The sequence below is a fragment of the Photobacterium sp. ABD4_091 genome, from assembly GCF_056160145.1.
In genome coordinates this window covers 361,488-388,222 of record NZ_JBSWWQ010000003.1, presented here as the reverse complement: position 1 = coordinate 388,222, position 26,735 = coordinate 361,488, and the positions used below count along the sequence as shown (strand labels likewise).

Annotated in this window: 23 protein-coding genes; 13 read left to right on the top strand and 10 right to left on the bottom strand. The window is 48.0% G+C overall.

Annotation, left to right across the window (positions count from 1 at the left end; genetic code table 11):
* The first annotated feature begins 108 nt into the window (after window positions 1-108).
* Window positions 109-540, top strand: a complete 432-nt coding sequence (locus tag ACXAGQ_RS23175; protein WP_475257130.1) for a hypothetical protein — start codon at window positions 109-111, stop codon at window positions 538-540.
* A gap of 47 nt (window positions 541-587) precedes the next feature.
* On the opposite strand, the gene ACXAGQ_RS23170 is transcribed toward ACXAGQ_RS23175, so the two are convergent.
* Both ACXAGQ_RS23170 and ACXAGQ_RS23165 read right to left on the bottom strand, forming a co-directional pair.
* Window positions 588-1,241, bottom strand: coding sequence for a Crp/Fnr family transcriptional regulator (locus ACXAGQ_RS23170; protein ID WP_475257128.1), 654 nt, complete (start codon window positions 1,239-1,241; stop codon window positions 588-590).
* Between the two features lie 62 nt (window positions 1,242-1,303).
* On the bottom strand, window positions 1,304-1,960 hold the full coding sequence (locus ACXAGQ_RS23165; RefSeq protein ID WP_475257127.1) for a Crp/Fnr family transcriptional regulator: 657 nt from the start codon (window positions 1,958-1,960) through the stop codon (window positions 1,304-1,306).
* Window positions 1,961-2,305: 345 nt separating this feature from the next.
* Here ACXAGQ_RS23165 and fabG point away from each other — a divergent pair, with 345 nt between their 5' ends.
* Window positions 2,306-3,085, top strand: coding sequence for a 3-oxoacyl-ACP reductase FabG (fabG, locus tag ACXAGQ_RS23160; protein WP_475257125.1), 780 nt, complete (start codon window positions 2,306-2,308; stop codon window positions 3,083-3,085).
* A 61-nt stretch (window positions 3,086-3,146) separates the two neighbouring features.
* Here the strand turns inward: fabG and ACXAGQ_RS23155 are convergent, their stop codons facing one another.
* On the bottom strand, window positions 3,147-3,437 hold the full coding sequence (locus ACXAGQ_RS23155; protein WP_475257124.1) for a hypothetical protein: 291 nt from the start codon (window positions 3,435-3,437) through the stop codon (window positions 3,147-3,149).
* 192 nt (window positions 3,438-3,629) lie between these two features.
* On the opposite strand from ACXAGQ_RS23155, the gene ACXAGQ_RS23150 reads away from it, so the two are divergent.
* The 3 genes from ACXAGQ_RS23150 to ACXAGQ_RS23140 all read left to right on the top strand — a co-directional run bounded on the left by ACXAGQ_RS23150 (window position 3,630) and on the right by ACXAGQ_RS23140 (window position 5,235).
* Window positions 3,630-4,037: a DUF1330 domain-containing protein gene (locus tag ACXAGQ_RS23150; RefSeq protein WP_475257123.1), complete on the top strand. Its 408-nt coding sequence runs from the start codon at window positions 3,630-3,632 to the stop codon at window positions 4,035-4,037.
* Between the two features lie 93 nt (window positions 4,038-4,130).
* A complete protein-coding gene (locus ACXAGQ_RS23145; RefSeq protein WP_475257121.1) occupies window positions 4,131-4,742 on the top strand; it encodes a LysE family translocator in 612 nt (203 codons plus the stop codon).
* Window positions 4,743-4,824: 82 nt separating this feature from the next.
* On the top strand, window positions 4,825-5,235 hold the full coding sequence (locus tag ACXAGQ_RS23140; protein WP_475257119.1) for a bifunctional diaminohydroxyphosphoribosylaminopyrimidine deaminase/5-amino-6-(5-phosphoribosylamino)uracil reductase RibD: 411 nt from the start codon (window positions 4,825-4,827) through the stop codon (window positions 5,233-5,235).
* A 6-nt stretch (window positions 5,236-5,241) separates the two neighbouring features.
* On the opposite strand, the gene ACXAGQ_RS23135 is transcribed toward ACXAGQ_RS23140, so the two are convergent.
* Together ACXAGQ_RS23135 and ACXAGQ_RS23130 are read right to left on the bottom strand one after the other, a co-directional pair.
* The gene (locus ACXAGQ_RS23135; protein WP_475257118.1) at window positions 5,242-6,147 is read right to left on the bottom strand and encodes a glycyl-radical enzyme activating protein; all 906 of its coding nucleotides are present in this window, start codon (window positions 6,145-6,147) and stop codon (window positions 5,242-5,244) included.
* 69 nt (window positions 6,148-6,216) lie between these two features.
* Window positions 6,217-8,508: a pyruvate formate lyase family protein gene (locus tag ACXAGQ_RS23130; protein ID WP_475257116.1), complete on the bottom strand. Its 2,292-nt coding sequence runs from the start codon at window positions 8,506-8,508 to the stop codon at window positions 6,217-6,219.
* A 263-nt stretch (window positions 8,509-8,771) separates the two neighbouring features.
* Here ACXAGQ_RS23130 and ACXAGQ_RS23125 point away from each other — a divergent pair, with 263 nt between their 5' ends.
* On the top strand, window positions 8,772-9,458 hold the full coding sequence (locus tag ACXAGQ_RS23125) for a GntR family transcriptional regulator (protein ID WP_475257115.1): 687 nt from the start codon (window positions 8,772-8,774) through the stop codon (window positions 9,456-9,458).
* A 62-nt stretch (window positions 9,459-9,520) separates the two neighbouring features.
* Here the strand turns inward: ACXAGQ_RS23125 and ACXAGQ_RS23120 are convergent, their stop codons facing one another.
* Window positions 9,521-10,306 carry a phytanoyl-CoA dioxygenase family protein gene (locus ACXAGQ_RS23120; protein ID WP_475257113.1) on the bottom strand — a complete coding sequence of 262 codons (786 nt, stop codon included), beginning with the start codon at window positions 10,304-10,306 and terminating at the stop codon, window positions 9,521-9,523.
* A gap of 179 nt (window positions 10,307-10,485) precedes the next feature.
* Between ACXAGQ_RS23120 and ACXAGQ_RS23115 the strand changes: the two genes are divergently transcribed.
* Both ACXAGQ_RS23115 and ACXAGQ_RS23110 read left to right on the top strand, forming a co-directional pair.
* Window positions 10,486-11,517, top strand: coding sequence for an NHL repeat-containing protein (locus tag ACXAGQ_RS23115; protein ID WP_475257111.1), 1,032 nt, complete (start codon window positions 10,486-10,488; stop codon window positions 11,515-11,517).
* Window positions 11,518-11,728: 211 nt separating this feature from the next.
* Window positions 11,729-13,660, top strand: a complete 1,932-nt coding sequence (locus ACXAGQ_RS23110; RefSeq protein ID WP_475257109.1) for a PTS fructose transporter subunit IIABC — start codon at window positions 11,729-11,731, stop codon at window positions 13,658-13,660.
* Between the two features lie 813 nt (window positions 13,661-14,473).
* Here ACXAGQ_RS23110 and ACXAGQ_RS23105 read toward each other — a convergent pair.
* Complete coding sequence (locus ACXAGQ_RS23105) at window positions 14,474-16,624, bottom strand: heparinase II/III domain-containing protein (protein WP_475257107.1); 2,151 nt, start codon at window positions 16,622-16,624, stop codon at window positions 14,474-14,476.
* Window positions 16,624-18,765, bottom strand: coding sequence for a heparinase II/III domain-containing protein (locus ACXAGQ_RS23100; protein WP_475257105.1), 2,142 nt, complete (start codon window positions 18,763-18,765; stop codon window positions 16,624-16,626). The genes ACXAGQ_RS23105 and ACXAGQ_RS23100 overlap by 1 nt, the downstream gene beginning before the upstream one ends.
* A 310-nt stretch (window positions 18,766-19,075) precedes the next feature.
* Here ACXAGQ_RS23100 and ACXAGQ_RS23095 point away from each other — a divergent pair, with 310 nt between their 5' ends.
* From ACXAGQ_RS23095 to ACXAGQ_RS23075, 5 genes are all read left to right on the top strand, one after another.
* Window positions 19,076-20,842, top strand: a complete 1,767-nt coding sequence (locus ACXAGQ_RS23095) for a sodium:solute symporter family protein (protein ID WP_475257103.1) — start codon at window positions 19,076-19,078, stop codon at window positions 20,840-20,842.
* 86 nt (window positions 20,843-20,928) lie between these two features.
* Window positions 20,929-21,258 (top strand): cupin domain-containing protein, encoded by a 330-nt coding sequence (locus ACXAGQ_RS23090; protein ID WP_187463440.1) that lies wholly within the window; start codon window positions 20,929-20,931, stop codon window positions 21,256-21,258.
* A 59-nt stretch (window positions 21,259-21,317) separates the two neighbouring features.
* Complete coding sequence (gene kdgK / locus ACXAGQ_RS23085) at window positions 21,318-22,244, top strand: 2-dehydro-3-deoxygluconokinase (protein WP_475257101.1); 927 nt, start codon at window positions 21,318-21,320, stop codon at window positions 22,242-22,244.
* Window positions 22,245-22,270: 26 nt separating this feature from the next.
* Window positions 22,271-22,894 (top strand): bifunctional 4-hydroxy-2-oxoglutarate aldolase/2-dehydro-3-deoxy-phosphogluconate aldolase, encoded by a 624-nt coding sequence (locus ACXAGQ_RS23080; RefSeq protein WP_187463438.1) that lies wholly within the window; start codon window positions 22,271-22,273, stop codon window positions 22,892-22,894.
* A gap of 482 nt (window positions 22,895-23,376) precedes the next feature.
* Window positions 23,377-23,532, top strand: coding sequence for a hypothetical protein (locus ACXAGQ_RS23075; protein ID WP_475257099.1), 156 nt, complete (start codon window positions 23,377-23,379; stop codon window positions 23,530-23,532).
* 426 nt (window positions 23,533-23,958) lie between these two features.
* Here ACXAGQ_RS23075 and ACXAGQ_RS23070 read toward each other — a convergent pair whose 3' ends face one another.
* Window positions 23,959-24,720, bottom strand: coding sequence for a 3'-5' exonuclease (locus tag ACXAGQ_RS23070; protein ID WP_475257097.1), 762 nt, complete (start codon window positions 24,718-24,720; stop codon window positions 23,959-23,961).
* Between the two features lie 12 nt (window positions 24,721-24,732).
* Entirely contained in the window at window positions 24,733-26,607 is a 1,875-nt protein-coding gene (locus ACXAGQ_RS23065) for a DUF294 nucleotidyltransferase-like domain-containing protein (protein WP_475257095.1), read from the bottom strand.
* Window positions 26,608-26,735 lie beyond the last annotated feature (128 nt).

Genomic DNA, 26,735 nt, shown 5'->3' with positions numbered 1-26,735 from the left:
AAAGCATATCAACAGGATTCCTTTTCAATATTACAAAGTAAAATTTCCATTCTGATATTTAGTGATACATTTCACTAAAACATTTATTAGTGATAATGAAAGTAAACGATGATAAAAAGTAAACTATCAATATTCTTAGCCGTGCTATTATTTTCAAGTATCGCTTTCTCATGCCCATTTCATATGAGCATGGAGTATGATGATAACAGTCCGGTTCTTCCCGGTACGATGCAATCGGTACTAGCAGGCATGTATGCCGAGCAAACTGGGCTTATCAACCCCGTGGTCACATTAGAAGGAATACCCGCCTTCCAAAGGGCATCTTGGTGGTTAAACCTGTTCTCAAGAAAACTTGAAAAACAAGGTGTTAATAATGTTTACATCCTGCTGGCAGACGTGCCACTATGGTCAAGTTACGGTATTAGCAACGAAGGGAAACTCGAGGTCGATATCAATCCGCCAGAGGATTATGCCAACCCATGTCGGTCTACAGGCTATCATAGAAGGCAATATTTCAATGCAGGAAGCGTTCGACAATAATATTGTCCTTATTCATCAAGACCAAAACAAAATAAAATAAAAATTAATTACTCGTTAAGTTCTGATTCAACTAATGTCACAGAGCCATAAGTATTCACAATCCTTTTTTCTTTTTCCAACTCATTCAATGATCGGTGTATTTTATATTTACTGACACCCAAATAATGAGCCATTTTTTCAGCTGTGATGTCAATATTATTGTTTTCATCTTTTAATAAAAACAATCGATGGACAATTCTTTCTTTCAAAGGAAGAAGCATCGCGGCCCTGTACGCTTTTTCAGCCAACCTAAACAAAGCTGCCGCGGAGTGAGCTACCAACCTCAAGGTTTCGGCATCTAATACCGGATCACTTCGCAACATACGATATGGCAAGAAGAGTACAGTACATGGCTGAATCGCTATCACATCAACAGGCGAGGCCTTTCCATCGAGATATCGAGGGCCATTGAGCAAACTGCCAGGGCTAAATCGCTCGGCAATAATCGTATCACCTTCCAAAGACGTAATATGGACCTCGGCATCACCGGACGCCAAGTATCCCAAACGCTGAGTTGTTTCTTCCTGGAAGACAATGATCTCATCAGCCTCGAAGCGTTTTGCGACCGCATTTTTCATAAATGCTTGGTACAAGTGCGGATAGCTCTGCTCGGAAAGCATCGAAGTGAAATGCTCTAATTCCGCTCTGTTCTCATGCTGCATGACACATTGCCCAACTCATAATCGCAACCTTATACCGATAGTAACAAACAATACTGTCCCGCTTAATGCAAAGAGCAACTCGCTACCAGGCTGTGCCCGTGTTCTGCCGAAAAAGAGATACAGTTCTTTTCCACCAGCAGCCCCCCTTTTCTCTGGAGCTCCTTGACCACCTTCGCCACCGTGTTCCGTGAAATCACCATCAGAGACGCAATATGCCGGTAATTCAAATAGATCCGATTATCCGGATTTAAATTTGCCAGATGCTGAAGACACTTAAGGATTTTTTGTTCCGGGTTCTTCTCCGACTGGATGTAGTTAATACTGATCACGGTATAGAGTTTGAGGGAAATCGACTTAAGCACAAATTGAGAGAAAACCACGGATTTGCTTAACAGCTCCCTGGCCCGAGATATAGGGATCGACAGTACGGTGACATCCGTTAACGCTTTCAGAGATTCAAGCCGAGGCTGGGGGTTCATCAGGTACATGTCATTCACTAGGATCCCAGCAGAGAAGACCGCGTAGAAGTAGTCGTCTTTTAACTCAAAGGGGGCTTGCAGAGCTATAATCCCATCTATGGGCAAATAAAGCGCCTCGGGATGCTCATTTTGAAATCCAAGATACTTCCCTCGCTGCAGGGTCCTGAACGTTCCAGCCTGTATCAGCTGTGCTGTAAGATCATCAGATAGGCCATAAATCTGTTGCAGTGTTTGTTTCATCTACCTTTGCTTCTCTCTGTACCATTTGCCTCCCTGCTGTAACCGCTAACGATCATCCCGCCGTTAAAATGACAAAACCTATTCCAATGTTATCAATGCGTATTTTACGCAAAATTGCACCTTGCAATTTATCCTTGAAAAATGCACATGATGTGACGGTTAACCGACAGTGAATTTGTAACGAATCATAACCTGTGTGCCCCTACCCGCTTGCAATGTGTTTGCAAATAATTGGCATCGCGCTCAATGTATAAAAAAACTTACAATTAAGACCAATAAGTTATACCTTCCGCACATTATGATGCTCCTTTCACTAAACAATCAGATAATTGGAGAAGGTTCATCATGCTCAGCTCAATCAAAGGCCAAACGGTAATCGTCACTGGGGGAAGCAAAGGAATCGGTAAAGGCATCGCACGCGTATTCGCACGCCAAGGTGCTAATGTGATTATCGTTGCCCGTGGTGAAGAGTCCGCCCAACAGGCCATTGCTGAATTTCATCAACAAGGATTCAACGCTGAATACTTCTTGGCAGATGTCAGCAACTGGCAGGAAATGCAGAAAATGGCTGAATTTGTCAGAGAAAAATACGGCCGTATCGATGTGCTGTGTGCCAATGCAGGGATTTTCCCGCAAGCCAGCCTTAGCGAGATGGATCCGGAGAATTGGGATCAGGTGATGGACACTAACCTAAAGAGCCTGTTCCTCAGCGTCAAAGCGGTTACGCCATTTATGAGAGAGCAAGGCAAGGGCCGGATCATCGTTACTTCATCCATTACCGGCCCTGTTACAGGTTTTCCGGGCTGGTCCCACTATGGCGCTTCTAAGGCGGGTCAATTGGGCTTTGTCAAAACTGCAGCCATTGAACTGGCTCGCGCTGGTATTACGATAAATGCCGTCATGCCAGGAAATATCTACACCGAAGGGTTACAAAATCTCGGTCAGGACTACTTAGATACCATGGCGGCATCTATCCCGCTGAACCGCTTGGGGAATGTCGAAGATATCGGCAATACGGCTCTGTTCTTTGCCTCCGACGAAGCAGGCTATATCACCGGGCAAACCCTAGTGGTTGATGGCGGCCAGATATTACCTGAATCATTGGAAGCGTTAGAAGGGATATAACAAAATCAACAGCGCCTGCATCAGGCGCTGTTATACATCGATTAAGATCATGAACTTAAGCCTAGTAGCTCTTCTTTATAGGGGGCTTTTCTGGCATTTCGGCTTTAGTGATCACACCGTCACCATCGGCATCAATGGTATCGAAATGATCCGCCAAGGGGCCTTTTACCTCGTCTCTCGATAAAACCCCGTCACCATTGGTATCAAGGTCATCAAACGATGGTTTTTTCTTGCCATGTTGCTCAGCAAAGGCAGGAAAAGACAAAAATGAAAATATAAGTGCATATAATACCGATTTCATCATCACTCCCCATTTGAACAATATCAGGGTAAGGATAGATGATTGGCTCACTGACGTATGCTTGAAGTACTTCTCATTGACCTCGCAAAGCAGTCATAATCTATATATAAATATTCTATTTTTCGAAAAAGATCGCCATTATTCAAAAATACACTTTACCTTTAATTAACATCTCTTCATATTAAGATTTCGCAAGTAAGAAAATACCAGCAAGTGAACTAGCGCTAGTGACTTGGAGAGAATATGGAAGTTCTAAATCAGCTATATCCATCTGACTCACAGATGGAGAGACTCAACAATGATCCAGACAGTGGCGAAATTCACCTGCTTAATTTATTCCGCTTCAAGGAAAAAGCCATTTACCCCGATGGCCGAGAAACGACTTTAACCGGTAAAGAGGCTTATGAACTCTATGGCAAGCCTATGCTGGAGGTATTGGATAAATACGGTGCTGAAGTCGTTTTCTATTCGGATATAACCGGATTGATAATAGGCGAAGTAGATGAACTATGGGATGCCTTTGTCATTGTAAAATACCCTTCTAGGCAAGCCCTACTCGATATGACCTCTTCAGAGGAATTTAAGACCCTGAGCATCCACCGCGAAGCTGGGCTGGAAGGGCAATTAAATATCGAGACCAGTATCCCGTAGAGACAATGTCATTAAATACATATATTCAATAGCCAATATATAAATAAGGGCAATGCTGTCTACCCGAATCAAATAATCAACCATGGAAATGTAATGGACTACATATTCTCATTGATATTGTTTGCGGTGGTATCATCCGCAACGCCAGGCCCCAATAACATTCTAGTGATGACCTCAGGGCTTAATTTTGGCATCAAAAAGAGCCTGCCTGTATTATGCGGAATATGCGTTGGCTTCTCTTTCATGTTGCTACTTGTCGGTTTTGGCTTCGGCCAGATTTTCGAGCTTTTCCCGCGCCTACACACCATCATCAAAATTTCAGGCGTGTTGTATTTGTTCTATTTGGCATGGTTGATTTCAAGCTCAAAAGACGGTTTTGGAGCAAAAGAACAATCTGAACCACTGACTTTCCTCAACGGCGCTTTATTTCAATGGGTCAATGCCAAGGCTTGGGTAGTTGCAACTGGAGCTATTGCTGCATTTACTGTTTCAGGCAGTGAATTCACCACCCAGACGCTGATTTTAGCCAGTACATTTTTGATTATTTCCTTTCCCAGTGTGGGGATCTGGCTATATTTCGGTTCATGGCTCAAGCGATACTTGAACAATGAGACCCACCGTAAATGGTTTAATTTATCCATGTCCGGTTTATTGGTACTCTCTATCTTGCCTGTCATTGGTGAACTGTTAGAGCAATTTGGATGATCTCTCGCCCCCCTTTTCGATGATGGTAATATACCCGTCTTCTACCCGTTTTAGAGATATAGAGTAAATACCTGAGAAGTTTATGCTTCGCGCCTTGGAATTATCACAGCAAGCTTTGCCAGACTGCCAGCCAAACCCACCGGTTGGCTGTGTACTGGTCAAAGACAACCAAATTGTCGCCGAAGGCCATACCCAGAAGATTGGGGGTAACCATGCCGAAGTCGAAGCGTTGAATGCCTATTCAGGCAGCCTGGAAGGGGTCAGTGCCTATGTCACGCTAGAGCCATGCTCGTTTATCGGCCGGACACCCGCTTGCGCCAAGACACTGGTCAAATCCGGGATCAAGCATGTTGTGGTAGCCATGCTCGACCCCGACCCAAGAAACTGCGGCAAGGGAATAGCGATCCTCGAGCAAGCCGGTGTAACGGTTGAATTGGGGCTATGCCAAGCGCAAGTGAGCCAATTTCTTGACCCATACCTTGGTAAGTCTTAGAACGCTTTAGCTCAAACTTACGTTGACTTCACCGTAGCTTCGCACTTTTGCCAGCCAGTTTTGAACATCCTCATCGGCGGGTATATCAGCCTCAACATCATACTCCCGTCCGATTTCTGCTGCCTTGCCTTTGCCGAAATTATGGTAGGGCAACAGCTCGACTTTCTGGATATTGTCCATTGTTTTCGCCAGCCTTGCGATAGCCTCTAAATGCTGATCTGAAAGGTTATAGCCGGGGATGATCGGGCAGCGCATGATCACCGCAGCATTGATCCGTTCAAGCAACTTGAGGTTTTCATCCACCAATCGCCTAGACAGCCCCGTCAGGGCTTTATGGGTTTTGTCTCCAGTTGCCTTGTAGTCAAACAAAAACAGGTCAACATAGGGCGCTATCGCCCGGTAATGCTCAGGCTTTGATGCACCGTTAGTTTCGATACAGACATGCAGGCCGTTTTCCTTACACTTCTTGGCGAGAGCCAAAGAAAAATCAAATTGCTTGAGCGCCTCACCGCCAGAGAGGGTCAAGCCGCCTCCTGACTTGTCAAAATAGACCTTGTCTTTGATCACCTCAGCAAAAACTTGGTTAACCGTCATCTCTTTCCCGTAGATTTTAAGCGCATCATGCATACAGGCATCGACACACAGGCCGCAGGCATCACAATTGTCAAAATCAACCAGATGCTCCCCTTCGGCGACATCAAAGGTATGTACCCCCTTCGGGCACACCTGCTCGCAAGCACGGCAACCAACGCATTTCTGCTGTGAGAAAGACAGCTGTTTCCTGACACTCAGTGACTCCGGGTTATGACACCAGACACATTTCATCTGGCATCCCTTAAGAAAAACAGCAGTACGGACACCGGGGCCATCATTGACGCTGAACTTCTGAATATCGAAGACAATACCTTGCATGGCTATACCTGTTCGTTTCGAAGAAAGAGAAAAGAGAAGAAAGGGCTGCCATCAGCAGCCCGGTTGAAATTAGTCGTTCAATGTCCGGTTAAGGATTTCCAGCTGAACATCACGGTCTAGGTTAACGAAGCGGGCACTGAAGCCACCGACACGAACCACCAAGTTCGGATACTTCTCTGGGTTGTGGTATGCATCTTCTAGCTCCCCCTTGCCCACAACACTCACCATAATTTGAGGGCCGCCTTGCTCAAAGTAGCCATCAAGCAGGGCTTCGACAATCATCCGCTTGTCTTGGTACATGTTCTTGCTGAACTTCATGTTCTGTACCGAGCCGGCATGGACATCCGCCTTCAACTTCGCCAGCGAGTTTAGCATCGCCGTTGGGCCATTTTTATCGGCACCGCTCTGTGGGTTGTTGGCATTGCTCATGTATACCCCGCGATGGCGGCCATCGGCAGAAGCACTCGTCGCCCTGCCCCACTCGGTGTTCACCTGATTGTTGATGATCACCACCAGGTAACTGTCCATCCCCACTTTGGCGGCAGAGTCTTTAATACCGTTACAGATATATTCATGCATCTCGACCGCAATCTCATCGACATAGCTGTCATCGTTACCAAATTTCGGCGCATTGATAAGATCGTATTTCATACGGTCATAGCCATCGAAATCGACTTTCAGTGCTTCGATCAGTTCGGCATAACTGTATTTGTTATCCTCGAAGATCACTTTCTTGATAGCAGCCAGTGAATCGTAAGCATTGGTATTGCCGTAGGTTTCATTGGTGCCTCCCAGCTTGTAAACACCACCATCGAGTAACGCCTTGCTACGACCGATACAATCGTCAGTCAGCATGCTGGTAAACAAGAAGCCCACTTGTTGGTTCATGACGCCATAAGAGAAAGACTGGGCATTGGCTGTCAGGTCGATATAGAAATCCAGCAGCGCCTTGTAGTTATTCATCACATCATCAAAGCTATTGACCTGCCCAGGCTGCAGCAAAGCAGTCCCTCCGCTCTTGTCCTGGCCGTCCCAAAAGTCAGTACCACCGGTCAATGAAATGTTCAGAATCTTGAGGATATTGATACAGGTATTCGGTGTACCGACACTCTTGCCCGACAGGACAAACTCGCCGCACCCAAATGGGACATAGTGCTGGGCATCCTGCTCTGAGATTTGCATCGACTTCATAACCGCAGGGACATTAACATCATCGTTGTACAAGATTGGGTAGGTCAGGCCTTCACCAATGGCATCCAGCGCGTCATTGTAGACGTCTTGGTTCATGCCCTTGTAAATGCGCAAGGTAAACTGAGGCTCGGTATCTTTATTTTCACGTACCGCCTGAATCGACAGTTTGCAGTACACATCGGCCGTTTCCGGGTTGCGGCGGCCTAAACCACCTATGACTACACGGCCATTCACTGTTGTCTTACGCGCTTCAATCAAGCGGTAGTGAGAGCGGATATAGTTAATTGCCTGGCGCTCGGTAATACGCTCGGCTTCAAGATCTGCCGCCAGCAAGTCACCAAGATAGTCGTCCATGCGGCCGTAGTTCACGACCCCGGCACACAGGCTGTACAGCCAAGTTAGCTGAATACCCTGCAAGAAAGTCTGCGGCTTCTCGCTGCGAATCGCGGCTAGGGCATCAATCAAATCACTCAGTTGGTGCTTGCGTGTGAGATCAGACGTTGCTTCGAGTTCCTTGGCACACAGCTCAATGTACTTGTTGATGACCGCTTCGACAATATCTAGGCAACCAAGGAATGATTGGTGCAGCGACACAGCCTTGGTATCCGACTGCTGGCGCGCTAACGCTAGCTTGTCGCCAATAAGGGTACGCATGCCGTTAAGGCCCAAGTCCACCAGTTTGTTGTAATCGAGGTACATGCCGCTAAGGCGAGCCGTTGCAATCGCTGGATAGTTAACATCAACAAACTTGCCCAACGTCGTCTCAGTTAGGGTCTGGCGATAATAAATCGAACGGGTGTCATGTTGCTGCCAGTAATCAAGCAGGGCGTCGACTCGGCCGTGTACCGCTGCCGGCAATTCATTCTTCAGCGCCTCAAGCTTGTCGAAATTACAGTAGTGGCCGACCCCACCTACCGATGTCACGCTACCAAAACCAATCGGCAATGAATCCACACGACCGACAACACAATCCTCTGCTTCAATTTGTCTGAACAAAATTGGATACAGCTGGGATAAACAGCCCACCTCGCGTTGGTAGATATCCTGTTCTCCCTGATGCGCTTGAGTATAGGCTTCCATAATTTCCAGCTGGGTCAGCACTGGCTTCTCACAAGGGATCTTTTTGTTGACATCAACTTGGCTTGGGTTGTTTTCGATTTTGGATGACATGGTAGGGCTCCTCTTGGCGTTATGGGATAAACATAAACCCACACTTAAAATATGTAAATACAAATATAAGTCGACCATCAAAAAGGATGATCTTGATCATGCAGTAAGAAAATTTGGCGATGGCAGTGGGGTGAGAAGGGCTTTTCTGGTAATATTTCAGTCATACATATTCATGAACTTTGCCCTAGAACCCTAAATATGTGTTAACAGGTTAGGCTACTGCAGGGACAAGGTACGCTAGTTATAAAGAAGTCGCTCTAGAGATGAAGTACATAGAAGTTTACCAAGCTATCAAAGCTGACATTGTTGCGGGAAACTACCCGGCTTGGTCCCAACTGGATGGTGAGCATGCGCTTTCTAGCCAGTTCGGCGTTAGCAGGCCGACACTGCGCAAGGCGATTGAAAAACTAAAACAAGAGTCGTTTGTCCACTCCCGCCAAGGATCGGGGATTTTCGTCAATCCGCCCGAGTTCTACCAGGACAATAACCTGACTAGTATCTCTGAGCGGATCAACAAAGATACCGACTTAAAAAACATTGTGCTGGAATTCAGCCAAACTCAGGCAAATGAGTTGCTGGCGCAAAAATTCCGCCTAGAAGAAGGTACCCCACTCTATCACTTCAAGCGGATGCGGATTATCAACGGTGAACCATCTATCTTGGAAGAAACCTGGATGCCGGTGGCGCTGTTCCCAACCTTTACCGAAGCCCACTGCGAGCAATCCGTTCTGCATTTTGTCGAACACAGTGCCGGCCATAATATCAGCCACGATGCCAAGACCATCTCAGGTAAAGCACTAAATGAAAAAGAAGCCTTCCTTCTTCGGGCTGAGCCGGGGCATATTAGCCTGTGTATTCAACACCATGTGTACCTGCTGCACTCTGTCCTGGCGCAGTACACCGTAGAAACACTGGTATCCAACGAGCTCACCACAGTTTCCATCCGCTAATAAAAACGTCGGTTTACAAAGTAAACCGACGCCTCTTTTACGCTTGTTTATCCACAAAACGATTAAAAATCAGGTAGCTGGCACACCCTATTGTTAGCGATATTCTCACCCCTAACTTGATAAAGGCGATGGGTCTCGTTATCCGGGTGCGCATCATTGACCTTACAATCAAGTGATACGTAGCGCATGGTGTACCCGCAGCGGCGGTGCGGGCTGGTATTGGCCAGTGCACCATGAAAGATGCGGCCATCATGGATGGAGCACTGGTTCGGCTCCAGTTCAAAGTACACCGCATCCTGCTCGTCAAAATAGCGGTGGTGTAATTCGGTCGAGAAGGTATGGGTTGCCTTGTCGACATCGACATATTCAAAGTTATCTTCCAGTACATGGGTGCCCGGGATCACCCGCATACAACCGTTCTCCTTGTTCGAAGGATCTATCGCCAACCAGATAGTCGCCAGCTTATCCATACGATCAATTCGGCCTTCCCAGTATTTCGAATCCTCATGCCATGGGGTAATGCGGCCGGTGTAGGCTTCTTTGCAAATAAAGTGGCTGCTCCACAAACCAATATTTGGACCAATTAAAGACTCGACCAGATCCAACACCGGTTTGGCGGTCAAAAACTTAAACAACCTTGGATCAGCATAATGCGGGCGGTTCAACTCATCAGCCCGCATCTCCCCTTTTGCAGCCATCAATGACTCAAAGATATCCTGTAACTCTGAAAATTGCTGTGGGTCAAGCAGAGGTTGCTTGTGCAGGATATAGCCATCTTGTTGGTACTGGCTACGCAATGGTGATACGTCGTTCTGGATAATTTTTTTTGTCGGGGTGAGCAGGGACATAGCGTGGCTTCCTTATTGGATAGTTTGGGCGACCTTGTTTTTGTATTTACAAATTATCGGCATTTGATATGTTATGCAAGCGCTAATTTTGTTAACAATTATCACCACCCACAAAATTGCCTATTTCTTGTAAGCGCTTTGCCTAATAAATACAGTCAGTTAAAAGAAAGGAAATGAACATGCCCCAGCCATCGCCTTCGTTAAACACCTCGCCCCTACCATGGCTCAACCAGCAATGGACCCAGGTCCCTGATCACATTGCCATTGAAAACTGCCACGAAATGGCGCAAAGCCGTGATGGCAGGATTTTTCTTTCTGTCGACCACCCTGAAAACAACATCTTGATCTTCAGAGCTGATGGGAGGTTCCTCGACAGTTGGACGTTGGGTTATGACAGCTGCCACGGCCTGACCCTATTCGAGGAGGAAGGTATTGAATATCTTCTCATCACCCAAACTGGGGTAGTAGAAATCGATGGGGTTGTCAGCAAAGGCCGTGGTGAAGTCGTGCAGGCGACCCTCGACGGTAAGGTGATCCGTACCTTTGCCAACCCATTTGAACTGGGCATTTATCACCCGGGTTTGACTTACAACCCAACCGAAACGTGCGTCGCGCCCAATGGTGATATCTACATTGCCGACGGCTATGGCGCGAGTTTCATCCATTGCTTCGCCCCAGATGGCAATTACAAATTCTCTTTTGGCGGCACTGAAAACGCGCCGGCTGCCAACTCGCTCATCAACCCGCATGGTATTGCCATCGATCACCGGCCGGCAGCTAAAGGAGGGAAACCCTTGCTGGTCATTTCCTCGAGAAAACAATCCAGCTTCAAGTTTTTCACCCTAGCAGGCGAGTTCGTCAAGTCCATCCACCTGCCCGGCGTATATGCGTGCCGACCAGTGATCCATGGGTCATTATTATATTGTGGGGTGTGCTGGTCTGGTCCTGTTGTCAGCGACGTTGATTTGGAAAATTATGCCAGCAGACTAGATAACAGTGGTTTTGTCTTGGCCATTGATGAAGATGGCAAAGTCACCCGGGCAATCGGCGCCAAACCGCCTGTTTACATTGCAGGAAATCTCCAGCCTATGGAGGCCGAGGAAAATTCACCTTTCCATCATGTCCACGATGTTTTGCCACTGAGCAGCGGCACATTGTTGGTCAGCCAATGGCGGGGCCAGCAATCACTCCCTTACGCAATATCGATTTAATGTGAATTTGATATGACAAATACACCTACAATTAACTGTGATCTTTGTCATATCACATCCGTTACTCAGCTCACATTTACTGAAACAGGCTGGATACCATTCGATAAATTTGATCTCTATCAATTTTCACCTGTCAGAGTATCACTAAGATGAAATCATAATTTGTAAATACATAAATCTCACCCCCCTACATCAAAAAGAGATCTGCACTATGATGAAAGAGATCCTAAATGAGCAGCTCATAAAGCTAGACTTGGCTGCCACAGACAAAGAAGCGGTATTCAATGAGCTTACAGACGTACTGGTCAATGCAGGCAAAGTGTCGGACAAAGAAACCTTTGTCAAAGGCCTCTGGGAGCGCGAAGCCACAGGCAATACTGGCTTCGAAGACGGGGTTGCCCTTCCCCATGCCAAAAGTAGTGCAGTGATCGCCCCCGCGATTGCGGTGGGTGTTAGCAAAGCTGGCATTGAGTATGGTGCTGAAGATGGAGAACCTTCGAAGATCTTCTTCATGATCGCTTCCCCGGAAAAAGCCAGTGACTTCCATGTCGAAGTCCTTGCCAGCCTGTCTTCAAAAATTATCGAACCCTCTTTCCTCGAAGACCTGCAAAATGCCTCCAACAGCGAGCAAGCCCTGGCATTGTTTACCGCAGATGAACAAGAAAGGGTTTCAACGCCAGAAACAAACCAAGGGCCAGCCAAAGGGTTTATCATTGGTGTGACAGGCTGCCCGGTTGGGGTCGCCCACACGTATTTGGCGGCTGAAGCCATTGAAAATGCAGCCAAAGAAATGGGTTACGACTACAAGGTAGAAACCAACGGGTCGGTAGGGGTAAAAAACGCGCCAACAGCCGAAGAAATAGCTCGCGCTGATGCCATTGTCGTCGCCTGTGACAAGCAAGTGGACTTAAACCGCTTTGCAGGTAAGAAAGTCGTGATCACCGGGGTGAAAAAGGCAATCAAAAATGCCGACACCCTGATAGAACAGGCATTAGTTGCTCCACCCTTTGCTGGCGATGACAAAGCCAGCCAAACAACAGCTGCGAAAACAGGTCCTGGTGGCTCAGGCCATGACCTTTACAAATACTTGATGAATGGCGTGTCTCATATGATCCCATTCGTCGTGGTCGGCGGTATCTTGATTGCGATTTCACTGGCGATTGGCGGTGAGCCAACCCCTGGCGGCCTCGCTATTCCGGAAGGCAGCCTGTGGAACAAAATCCTTGATGTCGGTGTGGTCGGCTTCACCCTGATGATCCCTATCCTTGCCGGCTACATTGCCTATGCCATCGCTGACCGGCCTGGACTGGCCCCGGGCTTGATCGGTGGTTGGATTGCCAATAACGGCTCCTTCTATGATGCCGATGCCGGTACCGGCTTCATTGGTGCCATCATTGCCGGTTTGCTGGTCGGTTACTTCGTTAAATGGATTGTCAGCTTCAACTACAACAAGATGATCCAACCGCTCGTCCCTATCATGATCGCGCCGATTGCCGGCTCACTGTTCATCGCTGCTGTCTTTATCTTTATCATCGGTGCGCCTATCGCCGGCATCATGGAAACCATGAACACCGTACTGGCCAACCTCTCAACCGGTAATGTTATCCTCATCGGCCTGGTGATTGGCCTGATGCAAGGGTTCGATATGGGTGGGCCATTTGGTAAGGTGGCGTTCCTATTCAGTGTCGGCCTGATTGCCGAAGGTCAAACCCAGTTTATGGGGGCGCAAGCAGCCGCTATCCCTGTCGCGCCATTGGGTATGGCTTTGGCAGCCTTTATCGGTAGCCGTATGAAACTGTTCGAAGGCGAGGAAGTGGAAAATGCCAAAGCGGCAACCGCAATGGGCCTGGTTGGTATCTCCGAAGGCGCTATCCCGTTTGCAGCCCGCGACCCGTTCGCCGTTATCCCTGCTAACATGATCGGCTCTGCTGTGGCCTGTATCCTTGGCTTTAGCTTCGGCCTGACCTGTAACGTTGCGCACGGTGGCCCAATTGTAGTTCTCCTGGGTGCTTTCAACAAACCAGCCCTGGCACTGCTTGCAATGGCTATCGGTGTGGTTACTACAGCAGCGGTGGCCATTACCCTTAAGAAGATGCGCTACAACAAAGTAAAGAAGGAACAAGCTGCACTCGCGGCTAGCTAACAAGCCAACCAATGAACAAAAAGAGCGCCTTTTTCGGCGTTCTTTTTGCTTCAGTCAGGATATCGTCATTCATCAGAGTTAGACAGCAAGGAGAAGCCAATTGCAGTAGACGGAATAGTTCGAGAAGAAAAATCAGGCAAAAAAATAGCGCTCCGTCCTAGAGCGCTGTTAGACAAGGCAAAGCTTAAGTTAGGAAGTAGATTGTTATAATAAGTCAGCTCAGGGTAGCCAATTGAGGAACGGCTATCTCGATTGATGGATGTATTATAGCGAAGAAAATACAATTATCAAACGGTATTTCTTAAAAAATAAAACACGATTTCAAAAATGATGGTGAAGTGGGTAGTGGAGCATGTGAACAAATGGTGAAAAACGCTCAGCCCAGGAATTTAGCAAAAAAATAGCGCTCCGTCCTAGAGCGCTGTTAGACAAGGCAAAGCTTAAGTTAGGAAGTGATTGTTATAATAAGTCAGTCTCAGGGTAGCCACTTGAGGAACGGCTATCTCGATTGATGGATACATTATATGATCAGCCATCTTGTAATACAATATACCCAAAGTATTCTATTACTAAACCCACCAATAATCGGCAATATCTTTGCATCAACGTGACCTAGATCTCGTTTACAGCGTAACAAACAGCCAATTAATAATACAAAAGCCTTAGCGAGCATTATGCACCAAGGCTTATATATTGTGCTTATACACTCAAACTCACTTAGGGCGCAGTGAGCCTGCATCTTGAAGTCGCTTGGGTATAAACGCAAAAAGCCGGGCGAGCCCGGCTTTCCATTAATGACTTAGTAAGTGTTAGTTATAGCTGCGAGAAAGGGCCTTCCCAGCTGAAGGTCTCGCCAGCAAAGCTTACTTCGTGCTTGCCGTCTTGCAGGCCGCCAGTTTGGTTAGATACCGCATAAGTCAGTACCTGACCGTCAACAAGGTGTAGGCGAACAACAGAAGCTACATCATCCATGCCAACAACTTCAACGCGCGCAACCTTACCGCGAGCATCAACAGATGCTTCTACCGCTTCATTGAAGTAGCCGTGAGTTTCCAGCACGTTAGCAAACAGGTGGGACTTCGCTTTCTGGCGCAATACGAACATTGGCTCAGAACGTAGGTTGAAGTCAGGATCGTTGGCACCTAGGCGGCCGAAGATCACTTCACCCTTGTTACCCGCAGAGCTCACCATGCTGTAGTAGCTGTTGTCATGCAGCCAGCTTACCAGCGTGCTACCTGATACTTCACCCTGAGCTACCTGCCAGATGTGCTGGTAGCCATCGCTTTCGCCCATTGGCTTCAAGCTAGCATTTGCTTGGTAGTCGAAATCTGTGCGAATGATCTGACCTGTATGGTGTACAGGGAAGTCATACTCATGCTCAGCTTCAGAGATCAAACGGTATAGGTCGATGATCAATGGGTTTTCAATACCGTCAACTTTCGCAAGTAGTACGCTACGCTGCATATCAACACCGGCGTAGTATTCGCGTACGATGCCGCTCATGCCCTGGAAGTCTTCGTTGTCAGTCTTGAAGAAATGCAGTTCACCGTTACGTGACTCTGCCAGTGCAGTGTTGAATTCGTTCTGCGTCTTGCGATCAACAACCACGGTGTTGTGCGCAATAGTTTGCTTACAGTAGCTCTTGTTCTCTGGAATGTAACGACCACCGAACTTAGGCTCAACATTTACCCAACGACCGAAACCGTAATCGTGCAGGGTTTCGTGGCCTTTGTTGAATACGCTTAGGTGAAGGCCGTCGTAGTGGCCGTGATCCAGTGCCGAGTGGTACTGGTGATCAGAACCGTGCTGGCCAAACCATAGCAATGCCATGGTATCTTGGTCTTTGCTGTCACGGTGGCGCATGATAGTCAGGCCACCCTTGTCGCCATCAGGGCCGTCAGTAACAAACAGGCTACCCCAGTTAAATGCAGGGATATTCTCTTCTTTCGCTACCGCGTCAGACAGTTTCTTACCAGAGATATGTACCCACACATCTTTCTGATGAGCAGCCATTGCCAATAGGTTAGCGTCTTCTTCGTAGCGGCCGAAACACGCACTTGTAGTGATCAGAACACCTTCATCATTGATGTCGATGGTCTTAGAAGAGTCGTTCAAAGCCGGTAACGTACCATCAGGGAATGCCGTTGACATTACTGCATAGCTGGTCGTTTTAATCACACCGTCTTTGTGGGCGAAAATACCCACTTCTGGCTGGCGGCGCTCAATGGCTTCAGCAAACAGCTGAATTGGGCGCAGTGAGAAGCGGTGGTAGTAAGGGCCTTCCATATAGTAGCCGTCTGGCGAGAACAGCTGAGAAAGCTGGGCTAAGAAGCCACCGCTTACACTATCGCCTTTCAGGCCGTAAAGCGCCTTATCAACGATTTCCTGGTTCTGGATAGCGTAACCACAGATACCCACACCAGCTACAGCCCATAGGCCGTGGTTGTGGATGATATCGAAGTCGTGGGCGTAAGTGTCGACGAACATATCAGCCATGATCTGGAACAGATCGTTTTCGATAAGGTGGCGCTCGTCGTCAGACAGCGTGTGGTGGATGCAGCTGTACGCACAAGAAGCGTAAAGCATCCACATGTTTTCGTTCAGTGTCTGGTGGAAGATACGGCCAGGGTGGTTACTATCTAGGCTGACGTTCAATTCCAGCTTAGGGTAAACCTCTGCGTAAGCCACCAGCAGGTTGCGGATGTAATCACGGTAAGCTTCGTTCTCGGTGATCAAGTACAGACGGCCAGCAATATCCATGTGGATATAGTTTTGTTTGTGGCGGTTGTGCTCATAGCCACCACCTTCGCCGTGGCCGGGTACTTCGATACCAACCGTTGCGATGTAGTCTTCTAGTTTTGCAATGTCACGGGCCAGTGCATTGCCCATCAGGGTATCTTTACCCAGATCTTCACGAAGGATAGCGGCTTCGTCGAAGCTCATCAGTAGTGGTTGATACGTCATTATTTCGTCTCCTGCTCAACAGCAAGGAATCCTTTCCAGCTATAGGTTGTGTCGTTAATGATAATTCGATGTTCGGTCGTGTCGGTCACATTCGGCTGGTTGCTGACCATCACAGTGAAGCGGATACCTTCACCGTCAATAGACACTACCGAGCCTGTCTCGTTGTGAGCCAAGACGTTAATCTGGTTTAGCTTACCGCGGGCATCGACAGAGGCTTCCACCGCTTCATTGAAGTAACCATGGGTCTCCAATGCCGAGGCGAACAGCAAATCTTTGCCTGTAGTACGCATAATAAAACTGGTTTCATGGCGCAGGTTAAACTGCGGGTCGTTGGCACCGGTCTGGGTGAAGATCACCTCGTTGTCAGCGCTTGAGCTGGTACCAAGCCAAGTGTAGTAGCTATTGCCTTGCAGCCAGCTAATCAAAGCGCTATTGCCCGCTTCGCCACGTGCCAGGTTCCACAGGTGCTGGTAACCATAGCTATCACCCAGCGGGTGAAGCTCGGTGTTAGTCCGGTATTCAAAGTCAGTACGGATAACCTGGCCCTGGTACTGGTGCGAGTAGTCGTACTGGTGCGGTTTGTTGCTAGTCAGGCGATACAGGTCGATCAGCAGTGGGCTCTCCAGAGCATCAGATTTCAGCATCATCACGGTACGCTGCATGCCTGTACCTGGGTAATGCTCATCAGCAAAGGCGCTCATCGCTTGCAGCTCGGCACCTTCACCCATGAAGAAGTGCGGCTTGCCGTGTACGTTGTCGGCACGGTTGGCATCAAACTGGTTCTGGCAGCTTTCGTCCACCGTCACGCTGTTGTGGTTGATGGTCTGGCGGGCATAGCTCTTGTTCTCATCCAGGTAACGGCCGCCAAATTTAGGCTCGATATTCACCCAGCGGGCAAAGCCATATTCACGCAGTACTTCCTGGCCACGGTTATAGAAAGCGATACCCAAGGTATCAAAGTGGCCATGGCCCATACCATGCTGCCCATAGTTCATGGAGAGCTGGCAGATATCTTTGTCTTTCGCCTGCATGCGCAGGAAGCCTTGCGCACCGCAATTGCCGTCAGGGCCTTCGTTCAGCTCAACGCTCGGCCAAAACGGCTGCTCGATATTGCCCTCGGCATCACAAGCTTGCGAAAGAGCCTGGCCACAAGGGTGCATCCAGACCTGGTCTTGGATCTGCGCCATACCCAGCAGGTTCTTATCAAAGCCATAACGCTTGAAGACCATGCTCACGGCCACCACTACGCCCATATCGGTAATGCCCATGCTCTTCGATGCATCGTTCAAAGCCGGAAACACACCGTTCGGGTATGCCGTTGCCAGCAAGGCATGGGTGGTCTTCTTGATCACCTGATCCTTGTAGTTGTAGATATCCAGCTCAGGCATATGGCGATGCAGTACCTCGGCAAACACCGCCAACGGACGAATTGCAAAGCGGTGGTAATAAGGGCCTTCAATGTAGTAACCCGATGGCGAAAACAGCTCTGACAACTGGGCGAGGAAGCCACCCGTTTTGCCGTCACCTTTGAGGCCATAAACCGCCATCTCGACATACTTGCGCTCGCCAATGGCTAAGCCACAAATACCCGCAGCCGCCACAGCCCAGATGCCATGGTTATGAATACGGTCAAAATCAAAGTCATACTTCTCGGTCGCCACCTCCAACATCGGCTTGAACAAGTTTTCAACGATGTGATCACGCTGCGAGTCAGAAAGCCAAGCACTGATGCATGAATAGCCTAAACTTGCATACATAAGCCACATGTGCTCGTTGAGCATTTGGTGGAACAGGCGACCTGGAGGGTTAGTGTTGCGCTGAACGTGGAAGTCGAGCTGCAAGTACTTGTCTGCATATTGGGTCAAAAGTTGCCCTGCGTACTTGGCATAGCGCTCATCTTTAGTGATCAGGAACAAACGGCCAGCCAAGTTTATGTAATGGTAGTTTTGCCTATGCTTATTATGTTCATAACCTCCGGCTTCACTTTGACCGGGAACATCCATTGGCAGTGACATATATTGCTCAAGTTCAGCCTGTAACTTTGCAATGGTATGGCCCATTAAAGAAGAGCTTCCGATTTCTTTATGTAAATCAGAAGCTTCTTCATTAGTTAATAACACTGGCAGTGTCGTTGTGTTCATATTGACCTCTAGGTTAGAGCGTATACTGCACCTCTATGATGGACATAAAATAATACAAATAGATTTTTGTTTCACTACTGTTTTGAAAAAACCCGACAGCAGTCACATTTGGCTGTCAAGGTTGATCCAAGTCAATATTGGAGCTTAAACCTATGTTTTGTATGGATATACACCCTCAATTCGCAGCCCCACCCGATCTAGCACAGAAAAATAAACTTGATTGAGGTCACGAAAATGGTGACCTTGTATTACAATATAACTTTTCAATTATTACACTAGCAGCAGTTCGATAAACTTAAGGCTGAAAAAGATGACCATTGATACTTTCGTAGTTCTGGCCTACTTCCTGTTTCTAATCGCGATTGGGTGGATGTTTAGGAAATTCACCACCTCTACCAGTGATTACTTCAGGGGGGGAGGTAAGATGTTGTGGTGGATGGTAGGTGCTACCGCCTTCATGACACAGTTTTCAGCATGGACGTTTACTGGTGCAGCAGGGAAAGCATTTACAGATGGTTTCGCCGTCGTTATTTTGTTCTTGGCAAATGCGTTCGGTTATTTCCTCAACTATCTGTATTTCGCACCAAAATTCCGCCAGCTACGTGTGGTAACAGCAATTGATGCCATCCGTATGCGTTTTGGTAAAACCACAGAGCAGTTCTTCACCTGGGGCAGCATGCCAGATAGCCTTATCTCGGCGGGTGTGTGGTTGAACGGTCTTGCAATTTTTGTTGCAGCTGTATTCAACATCCCAATGGAAGCAACCATTATCTTCACCGGTATCGTACTGATGCTGATGGCGGTAACAGGTGGTTCATGGGCCGTTATCGCGTCTGACTTTATGCAGATGCTGGTAATCATGGCAGTAACAATTACGTGTGCGATTGCGGCATACTTCCACGGTGGTGGTATTGGTAACATCGTTGATAACTTCCAAGGTAACTTCTTGGTTGGTAACAACTTGAACTACATCAGCATCTTTATTCTTTGGGTTGTATTCATCTTCATCAAGCAGTTTGGTGTAATGAACAACAGCATCAACGCATACCGCTACCTTGCTGCTAAAGACAGTGAAAACGCGCGTAAAGCCGCTGGTCTTGCTTGTATCCTAATGGTTGTTGGCCCAATTATCTGGTTCCTACCACCTTGGTACGTAAGTGCTTTCATGCCAGATTTCGCCGCGCAGTACGCTTCTATGGGTGACAAAGCGGGTGATGCAGCATACCTAGCATTCGTACAGAACGTCATGCCTGCTGGTATGGTTGGCCTACTGATGTCAGCAATGTTTGCAGCCACCATGTCTTCAATGGACTCAGGTCTGAACCGTAACGCTGGTATCTTCGTTTGTAACTTCTACCAGCCAATTTTCCGACCACATGCGAACCAGAAAGAACTGATCATCGTTAGTAAGCTGACCACTATCCTAATGGGCTTCATCATCATCTCGATTGGTCTGTTTATTAACTCTCTACGTCACCTGAGCCTGTTTGATATCGTACTGAACATTGGTGCTCTGATTGGCTTCCCTATGCTTATTCCTGTACTTCTTGGTATGTGGATTCGCAAGACCCCAGATTGGGCGGGTTGGTCAACATTGATTGTTGGTGGTGTGGTTTCTTTCATCTTCGGTATTGCACTGAAAGCCCATCACGTTGAAGGCCTATTCGGTCTAGAGCAGCCGCTAACAGGCCGTGAGTGGAGTGACCTGGTTGTTGGCCTAAGCCTAGCAGCACACGTCGTGTTCACCGGTGGTTGGTTCATGATGACGACCTTCTTCTACAAAGGACTAACGGTTGAGCGTGAGAAAGAAGTCGAGAAACTATTTGAAAACTGGAATACCCCACTGGTTTCTGGTGGTGACGAGCAGCAATCGCTAGATACAGCGCAGCGTTCAATGCTGGGTAACCTAATCAGCGTAGCAGGCTTCGGTATTCTGGCAATGGCCCTGATTCCAAATGAACCAGCTGGCCGTGGACTGTTTATTTTGTGTGGCTCTATCGTACTAACGGTCGGTATTCTGCTGGTGAGTGCTTCTCGAAAAAAGCCTGAAGCCGCAGCCGATACGAGTGCGGCTTAACCAATAACACCAGCAAAGGCTGAACCTTTGTACCCTATTTTAAATTGTAATATTTTAACACATTAATTTTTCGGGAGAATCACACAATGTTTTTCGAGATCAACAACACTGAGTGGGAAGACCTAGGCGATGGCATCAAGCGTAAAATCGTTGGCCACACTGAAGATCTAATGGCAGTACACCTAGAGTTCGCAAAAGGTGCTATCGGCCACCCACACGCCCACGATATCCATGACCAGATTGGTTACGTGGTTGAAGGTAGCTTCGAAGCAGAAGTTGACGGTGAGAAGCGCGTACTGAAGAAAGGTGACGCGTACATCGCTGCGAAACTAGCGGTTCACGGTGCAGTAGCACTTGAAGAAGGCAGCATCCTGCTAGACATGTTCTCACCAGTTCGTCAGGACTTTTTGAAGTAATTACCCTGATGGGAAGGGCACGGTAGTGTACCTTCCCATCCCCTTTTTCCGGAGTATGTATGGCTACTATGAACATTGCCATTCTTGGCGAATGCATGATTGAACTGCAACAAGCCAATGACCAACTAACCCGTAACTTTGGTGGCGATACCCTGAACACAGCGGTATACCTATCTCGCCTGACCAAGGACAAGGACATCAACACCACCTACGTAACTGCCCTAGGTAACGACAGCTTCAGTGATGAAATGTTGGCAGCTTGGAACAAGGAAGGGATCAATACGGATTTGGTGCTGCGCCTAGAAGGCAAACTGCCTGGCCTTTACTACATCGAAACCGACAGCACTGGCGAGCGCAGCTTCCACTACTGGCGCAACGATGCAGCAGCTAAGTACCTGCTTGAGCAAGAGCAAAGTGCAGAACTGCTAAACAACCTGATGGCTTTTGATGCTATTTACCTAAGCGGTATCAGCCTGGCTATCCTAACGGCAGCAAGCCGTGAGCAGCTATTTACTTTCCTTGAAGACTTCAAAGGCAAAGGTGGCAAGGTGTTGTTCGACAACAACTACCGCCCAAAGCTTTGGGCTTGTGTGAAAGAAGCGCAAGAAGCTTACCTTCGCATGCTATCCCTAACTGACATCGCACTACTGACTTTCGACGACGAGCAGCTGCTGTTCGGCGATGAAACGCTAGAAGAGTGTATTGAACGTACCCAAGGTGCTGGTGTTACCGAGCTTACGATCAAGCGCGGTAAAGATGCCTGCCTTGTTGTTACCGCAGACCAGAATGTATTCGTACCAGCCCTGGTTGCCGACAAGGTTGTCGACACCACTGCAGCAGGTGACTCATTCAGCGGTGGCTACCTAGCCAAGCGTTTTACCGGCGGTTCAGCAACCCAAGCCGCTCATGCAGGCCACCAAGTTGCATCAACAGTTATCCAGTACCGCGGTGCAGTTATCCCTGCCGAAGCGATGCCAACGATTTAACACACACTGAGTGAGAGTAAAGAATTATGAGCAACCTAAACGATAAACTAGCTGCGCTGAAAGTGATCCCAGTTATTGCGATCAAAAACGCTGAAGACGCAATCCCACTAGGTAAAGCCCTAGTAGACAACGGCATGCCTTGTGCAGAAATTACTTTCCGTACTGAAGCGGCAGCCCAAGCTATCCGTAACATGCGTAAAGAATTCCCTGAAATGCTAATCGGCGCAGGTACGGTTCTAACTAAAGAGCAAGTTGACGAAGCGATTGACGCTGGCGTTGACTTCATCGTAAGCCCTGGCTTCAACCCAACAACAGTTAAATACTGTCAGGAAAAAGGCGTAGCTATCGTCCCTGGCGTAAACAACCCAAGCCTGGTTGAGCAAGCAATGGAAATGGGTCTACGTACCCTTAAGTTCTTCCCTGCCGAGCCTTCTGGCGGTGTTTCAATGCTAAAAGCACTGACTGCAGTATACCCAGTTAAGTTCATGCCTACTGGCGGTGTTAGCCTTAACAACATCGATGACTACCTAGCAGTACCTTCAGTACTGGCTTGTGGTGGTACTTGGATGGTTCCTGGCAACCTTATCGACAACAAACAGTGGGATGAGCTAGGTCTACTAGTTAAAGACGCTGTTGCCAAAGTTCAGTAATTGCTCCACCCCCGATGAATTTTCTGATTTTAGTCGATCATTTTTGATTTTTGAATTTGTTTAGTCACTTGCCAAAGTAACTACATTATTGATCCGGTTGCCCCAGCCATGTGCTGGGGCTTTTTTTATCTATAACAGCAAGGAGATATCAGCCCTCACTGAATGAGGGGCGGGGATATTGGTATATTTCAGGCGGAGGCCTATTCATCATCTCACTGGTACGGTACAGCTCCATGTATTGGCTGTTCATCGGCGGCTCGGCATAACTTCGGGTGAACATACTGCTCTCGCACCCGGCTATCATCCATAAAGTACTACCCGCAATAAAAGCTTGTAAACACCGCCTTGTCTTCAACTTCGCTCGGCACTTCATCAGACGCTCTCACTCGCTGGATAACATCTTAACTATAAGCCAGATTCTCACTTTCTGGAGAGCGGCAGAAAACCGCCTATGGTGAAAGGAAGTAAGTAAAGGGCTCTCCATGACAACGTTCTTGATTATTGTCTCTACCTATTACCTACTGACGACGAAGAAAAACCTCTTTACACGGCGCGTCAAAGCCATCATTGGCATACTGTTGGTAGTCATCCTACTTGGCTGCTACTACCTATTTGATCATTTCCACCTGCTGGGATAATTTGCTGCATTACAACTTTCCTCTATTAATCACGTCTTCAGCAGCTTTATTGAAAAAACAGATAACAGCGATAGCTTTTTCCTGCCTTCTAAAACAGCGTTCAAAATATATAATCTCATCACTATGAAGGTGCCCCTCAGCTCCTAAGCACCAAAACTTATTATTAGGCAACATGGACGCCGGCCACCTAGCAACGTGAGAACCATACATGACGGCATTCTTGATTTTTATCGCGGTATATTTACTGTTCTTTTCCAAGAAAAGTCTTTTGACAAGATTGATTGAGGCAGTAGTGGGGGCGTTCTTTCTGTTCGTCCTGTTCATCGCTTACGTTATCTATAGCGCTTCGATATAACAGCACTAACCGCAACACAAAAAACAGGGGCCATAGTTGGCCCCTAATCAATGCACTGAAATCTTAATAGTTTACTCGCTCGTTGTTAGCTCATAATGATGCATGTCATACACCTCATCGAGCCGAGGCACTGCGCGGCCAAAGCACTTATTTAGCAGAGCCAGCAACAACTCGCCGGTGGCGACTGCATCAATCAAGGCACCGTGGCTCGGATACTCCGGCAGGCCATAGCGCTGGCGGATTGATGACAAGCGGTAATCCCCTTCTTCTCGCATATGGCGGTTGGTCACCAGCATCTTTTCTATCAATAACGTATCGAGCCATAGCAGTGGCGGCAACGGGATACCAAAGCGTTGTTGCAGGTAGTGCTCAAGGAACGACTTCTCAACGGTAAGGCCATGGACCAAAACAATCTTGCCCGCCATTTTGGCAAACAAGGCATCCATCGCCTCGTCCAGCCCTACCCCGGTCTTAAGCATCTCCGGGGTGATTTGGTTGATAATTGCCGACTGGGCGTTGATCCCGCTACTGTCCTTGATAAAGGTTTCCTCGCAACTGCTGAGGTTGAGCATGCCATTTTGCATCTCTACATAGCCAATACTGAGGATCTGATCTTTGTCCGGGTTAAGCCCTGTCGTTTCAAAGTCGAGGCTAATAATATCCCTCTCCAGCAGCGGCGTTTCCGGTGCTGGCAACTCACTACCAAGCAGACTGACCACCTGCGGGGCTGAGTCGTTCAACCCCGAATCAATGGATGCAAAGTTAGCCAGCCACTTAGCCTGTGCCCTTGCGAGACGGTTGAGCGGCTTGAAATAAGACAACATTCGTTTCATCGGTTGCTTTCCTTATGCCTGACCAAAACGCAGCTTCACCGCGTCCTGATGCTCAGCAATGATCCGGAAGGCATCCTTGAGGTGCTTGCGCTCAAAGCTACCGAACATATCCGGCGAGATATGGTTATCCGGCACCTCACCTTTCTTGAGTGCCTGCAGCTGATGGCTGTAGCGTACACGGGTAATAAATCGGTATGCACCAATAATGTCCTTAAGGCTTTCTTCACTCAGACTGCCGTGATCAAAAGCGTACTGGAATCGCTCTTCGGTGCCGGTCAGGGTACAGCCTACCGACAAACTGTAGATCCGAGCCAAATCGACAATCAGGTTAAGGGCGTATTTCTTGATATTGAGTGTGTTGCTCTGGTCACCGTTTTTCTCCAACACGAACTTATTGAAGATCCCCAGCGGTGGCTGGGTCTCCACGGTATCTCTGGCCAAGATGCTCAAAAAGCTGCTATTTTCACCCAACAGGTTCATCAAATGAGCTTGCAGCTCTTCGGAAAACACCGCATGGCCATGGATCGCCCTTACTTCTAGGAATACGGTGATATTGAGCAAGCGATCGTATTCTGGGTTTTCCGCCCACTTAGTGTAATACGCCTTCCATACCGACAATGGTTGACACCACTTCTGTACCGAGGCCATATAGTTACCGCTACAAAGGCTATAGCCACATGCGTCCATCCATTTACAGACATCCATTGCCAGCAGTTTGAAATACATACGCTGATCGTCAGTCACATCGTCCGATAAGATAATGGCATTGTCCTGATCTGACAGGGCATGGACTTCATTGCGGGCGTGGGAGCCAGCGACCACCCAAGCATACTCACACGGCGGCGGCCCCATCTTGGCTTCCACCAGCTGTAGGATCCGACGGTTAAAAGTGTCCATGATCATCGCCATCACCTGCCCAATGATCTCCGAGCCAACATTCCCTTCAATCAAGGCTTCGAAAATCGCCTGACGCTCTGAGGCCAGCTCGACCAAATCTTCTAACGAATCGGTATAGTTGATTTTCTCTATCAGGAAGATTGCCTGTACCCGGTGCTTCTGCACCAAGTGCGTAGTCGATAATACCCCAACTACCTGCCCGTCCTTGACCACAGGTAGGCTTCGGACATTGTGCTGCATCATTAAAGAAGCAGCTTTCATGACCAAGTCATCAGGTGCAACCGTGAGCGGGTTTGGCGTCATCACCTCTTGGATCTGATGATTTGGATTCACGCACTTTGCTAGCACCCGCTTAGCCAAATCCCTATCGGTCATCACCCCAACAATACTGTTACCATCCTTCACCACCGCCAGTGGTGAAGGCGTTTCAATCGTCATCCGGTAAGCTGTTTGCTGAATCGACAATGTCGCGGGCACCACGGTAACCCTATCACTGGCGACTTCTGCCACGGTTTTGAAAAACAGCCCCTTTTCATCATCTGACCACACCACACTCAATGCTGATTGGATACGAACCTGCGCCTGTGCCGCAAAATGCTGGGCATATTCCGGGTAGGAGCGCAGGATATGCTTGAGCTTGGCGTGGGGGATCAAATACAGCAGGGAGTTCTCCATCGCCGTGGCCGTGTAGGCCATTTCCGCCTGGCTACTTTCCCCTTCTGTTTGCAGAAAACTGAAACCGAAAATATCTTGCTCACCCAATTTAGCACGCAGCACCCCATCGGATTTGCGCTGCTCCATCGCGCCGGTGCGGATAATATAGAGATAGCACTCTTCCTGGTCGGTTGAGAAAGCAATGCGCTCACCCTGGCCTAGGTAATTGATTTTGATACAGCCTGCAATTTTTTCGAGGCAGTCCTGAGGCAATTTGTCGAACGGATCGACATGGGTCAGAAATTCAATGATATTCGGCAACAAGGTGTGAGACATGAGCGGTATCCGGTTAGGAGAAAAAGTCGAGTGAAGCCAATCTATAGACTAGCTGTCGATAGAAAATATAATAATACAATTGGGTGTAATTCGAAATGAGTACCTTCTCCTATCGTGACGCCACATCA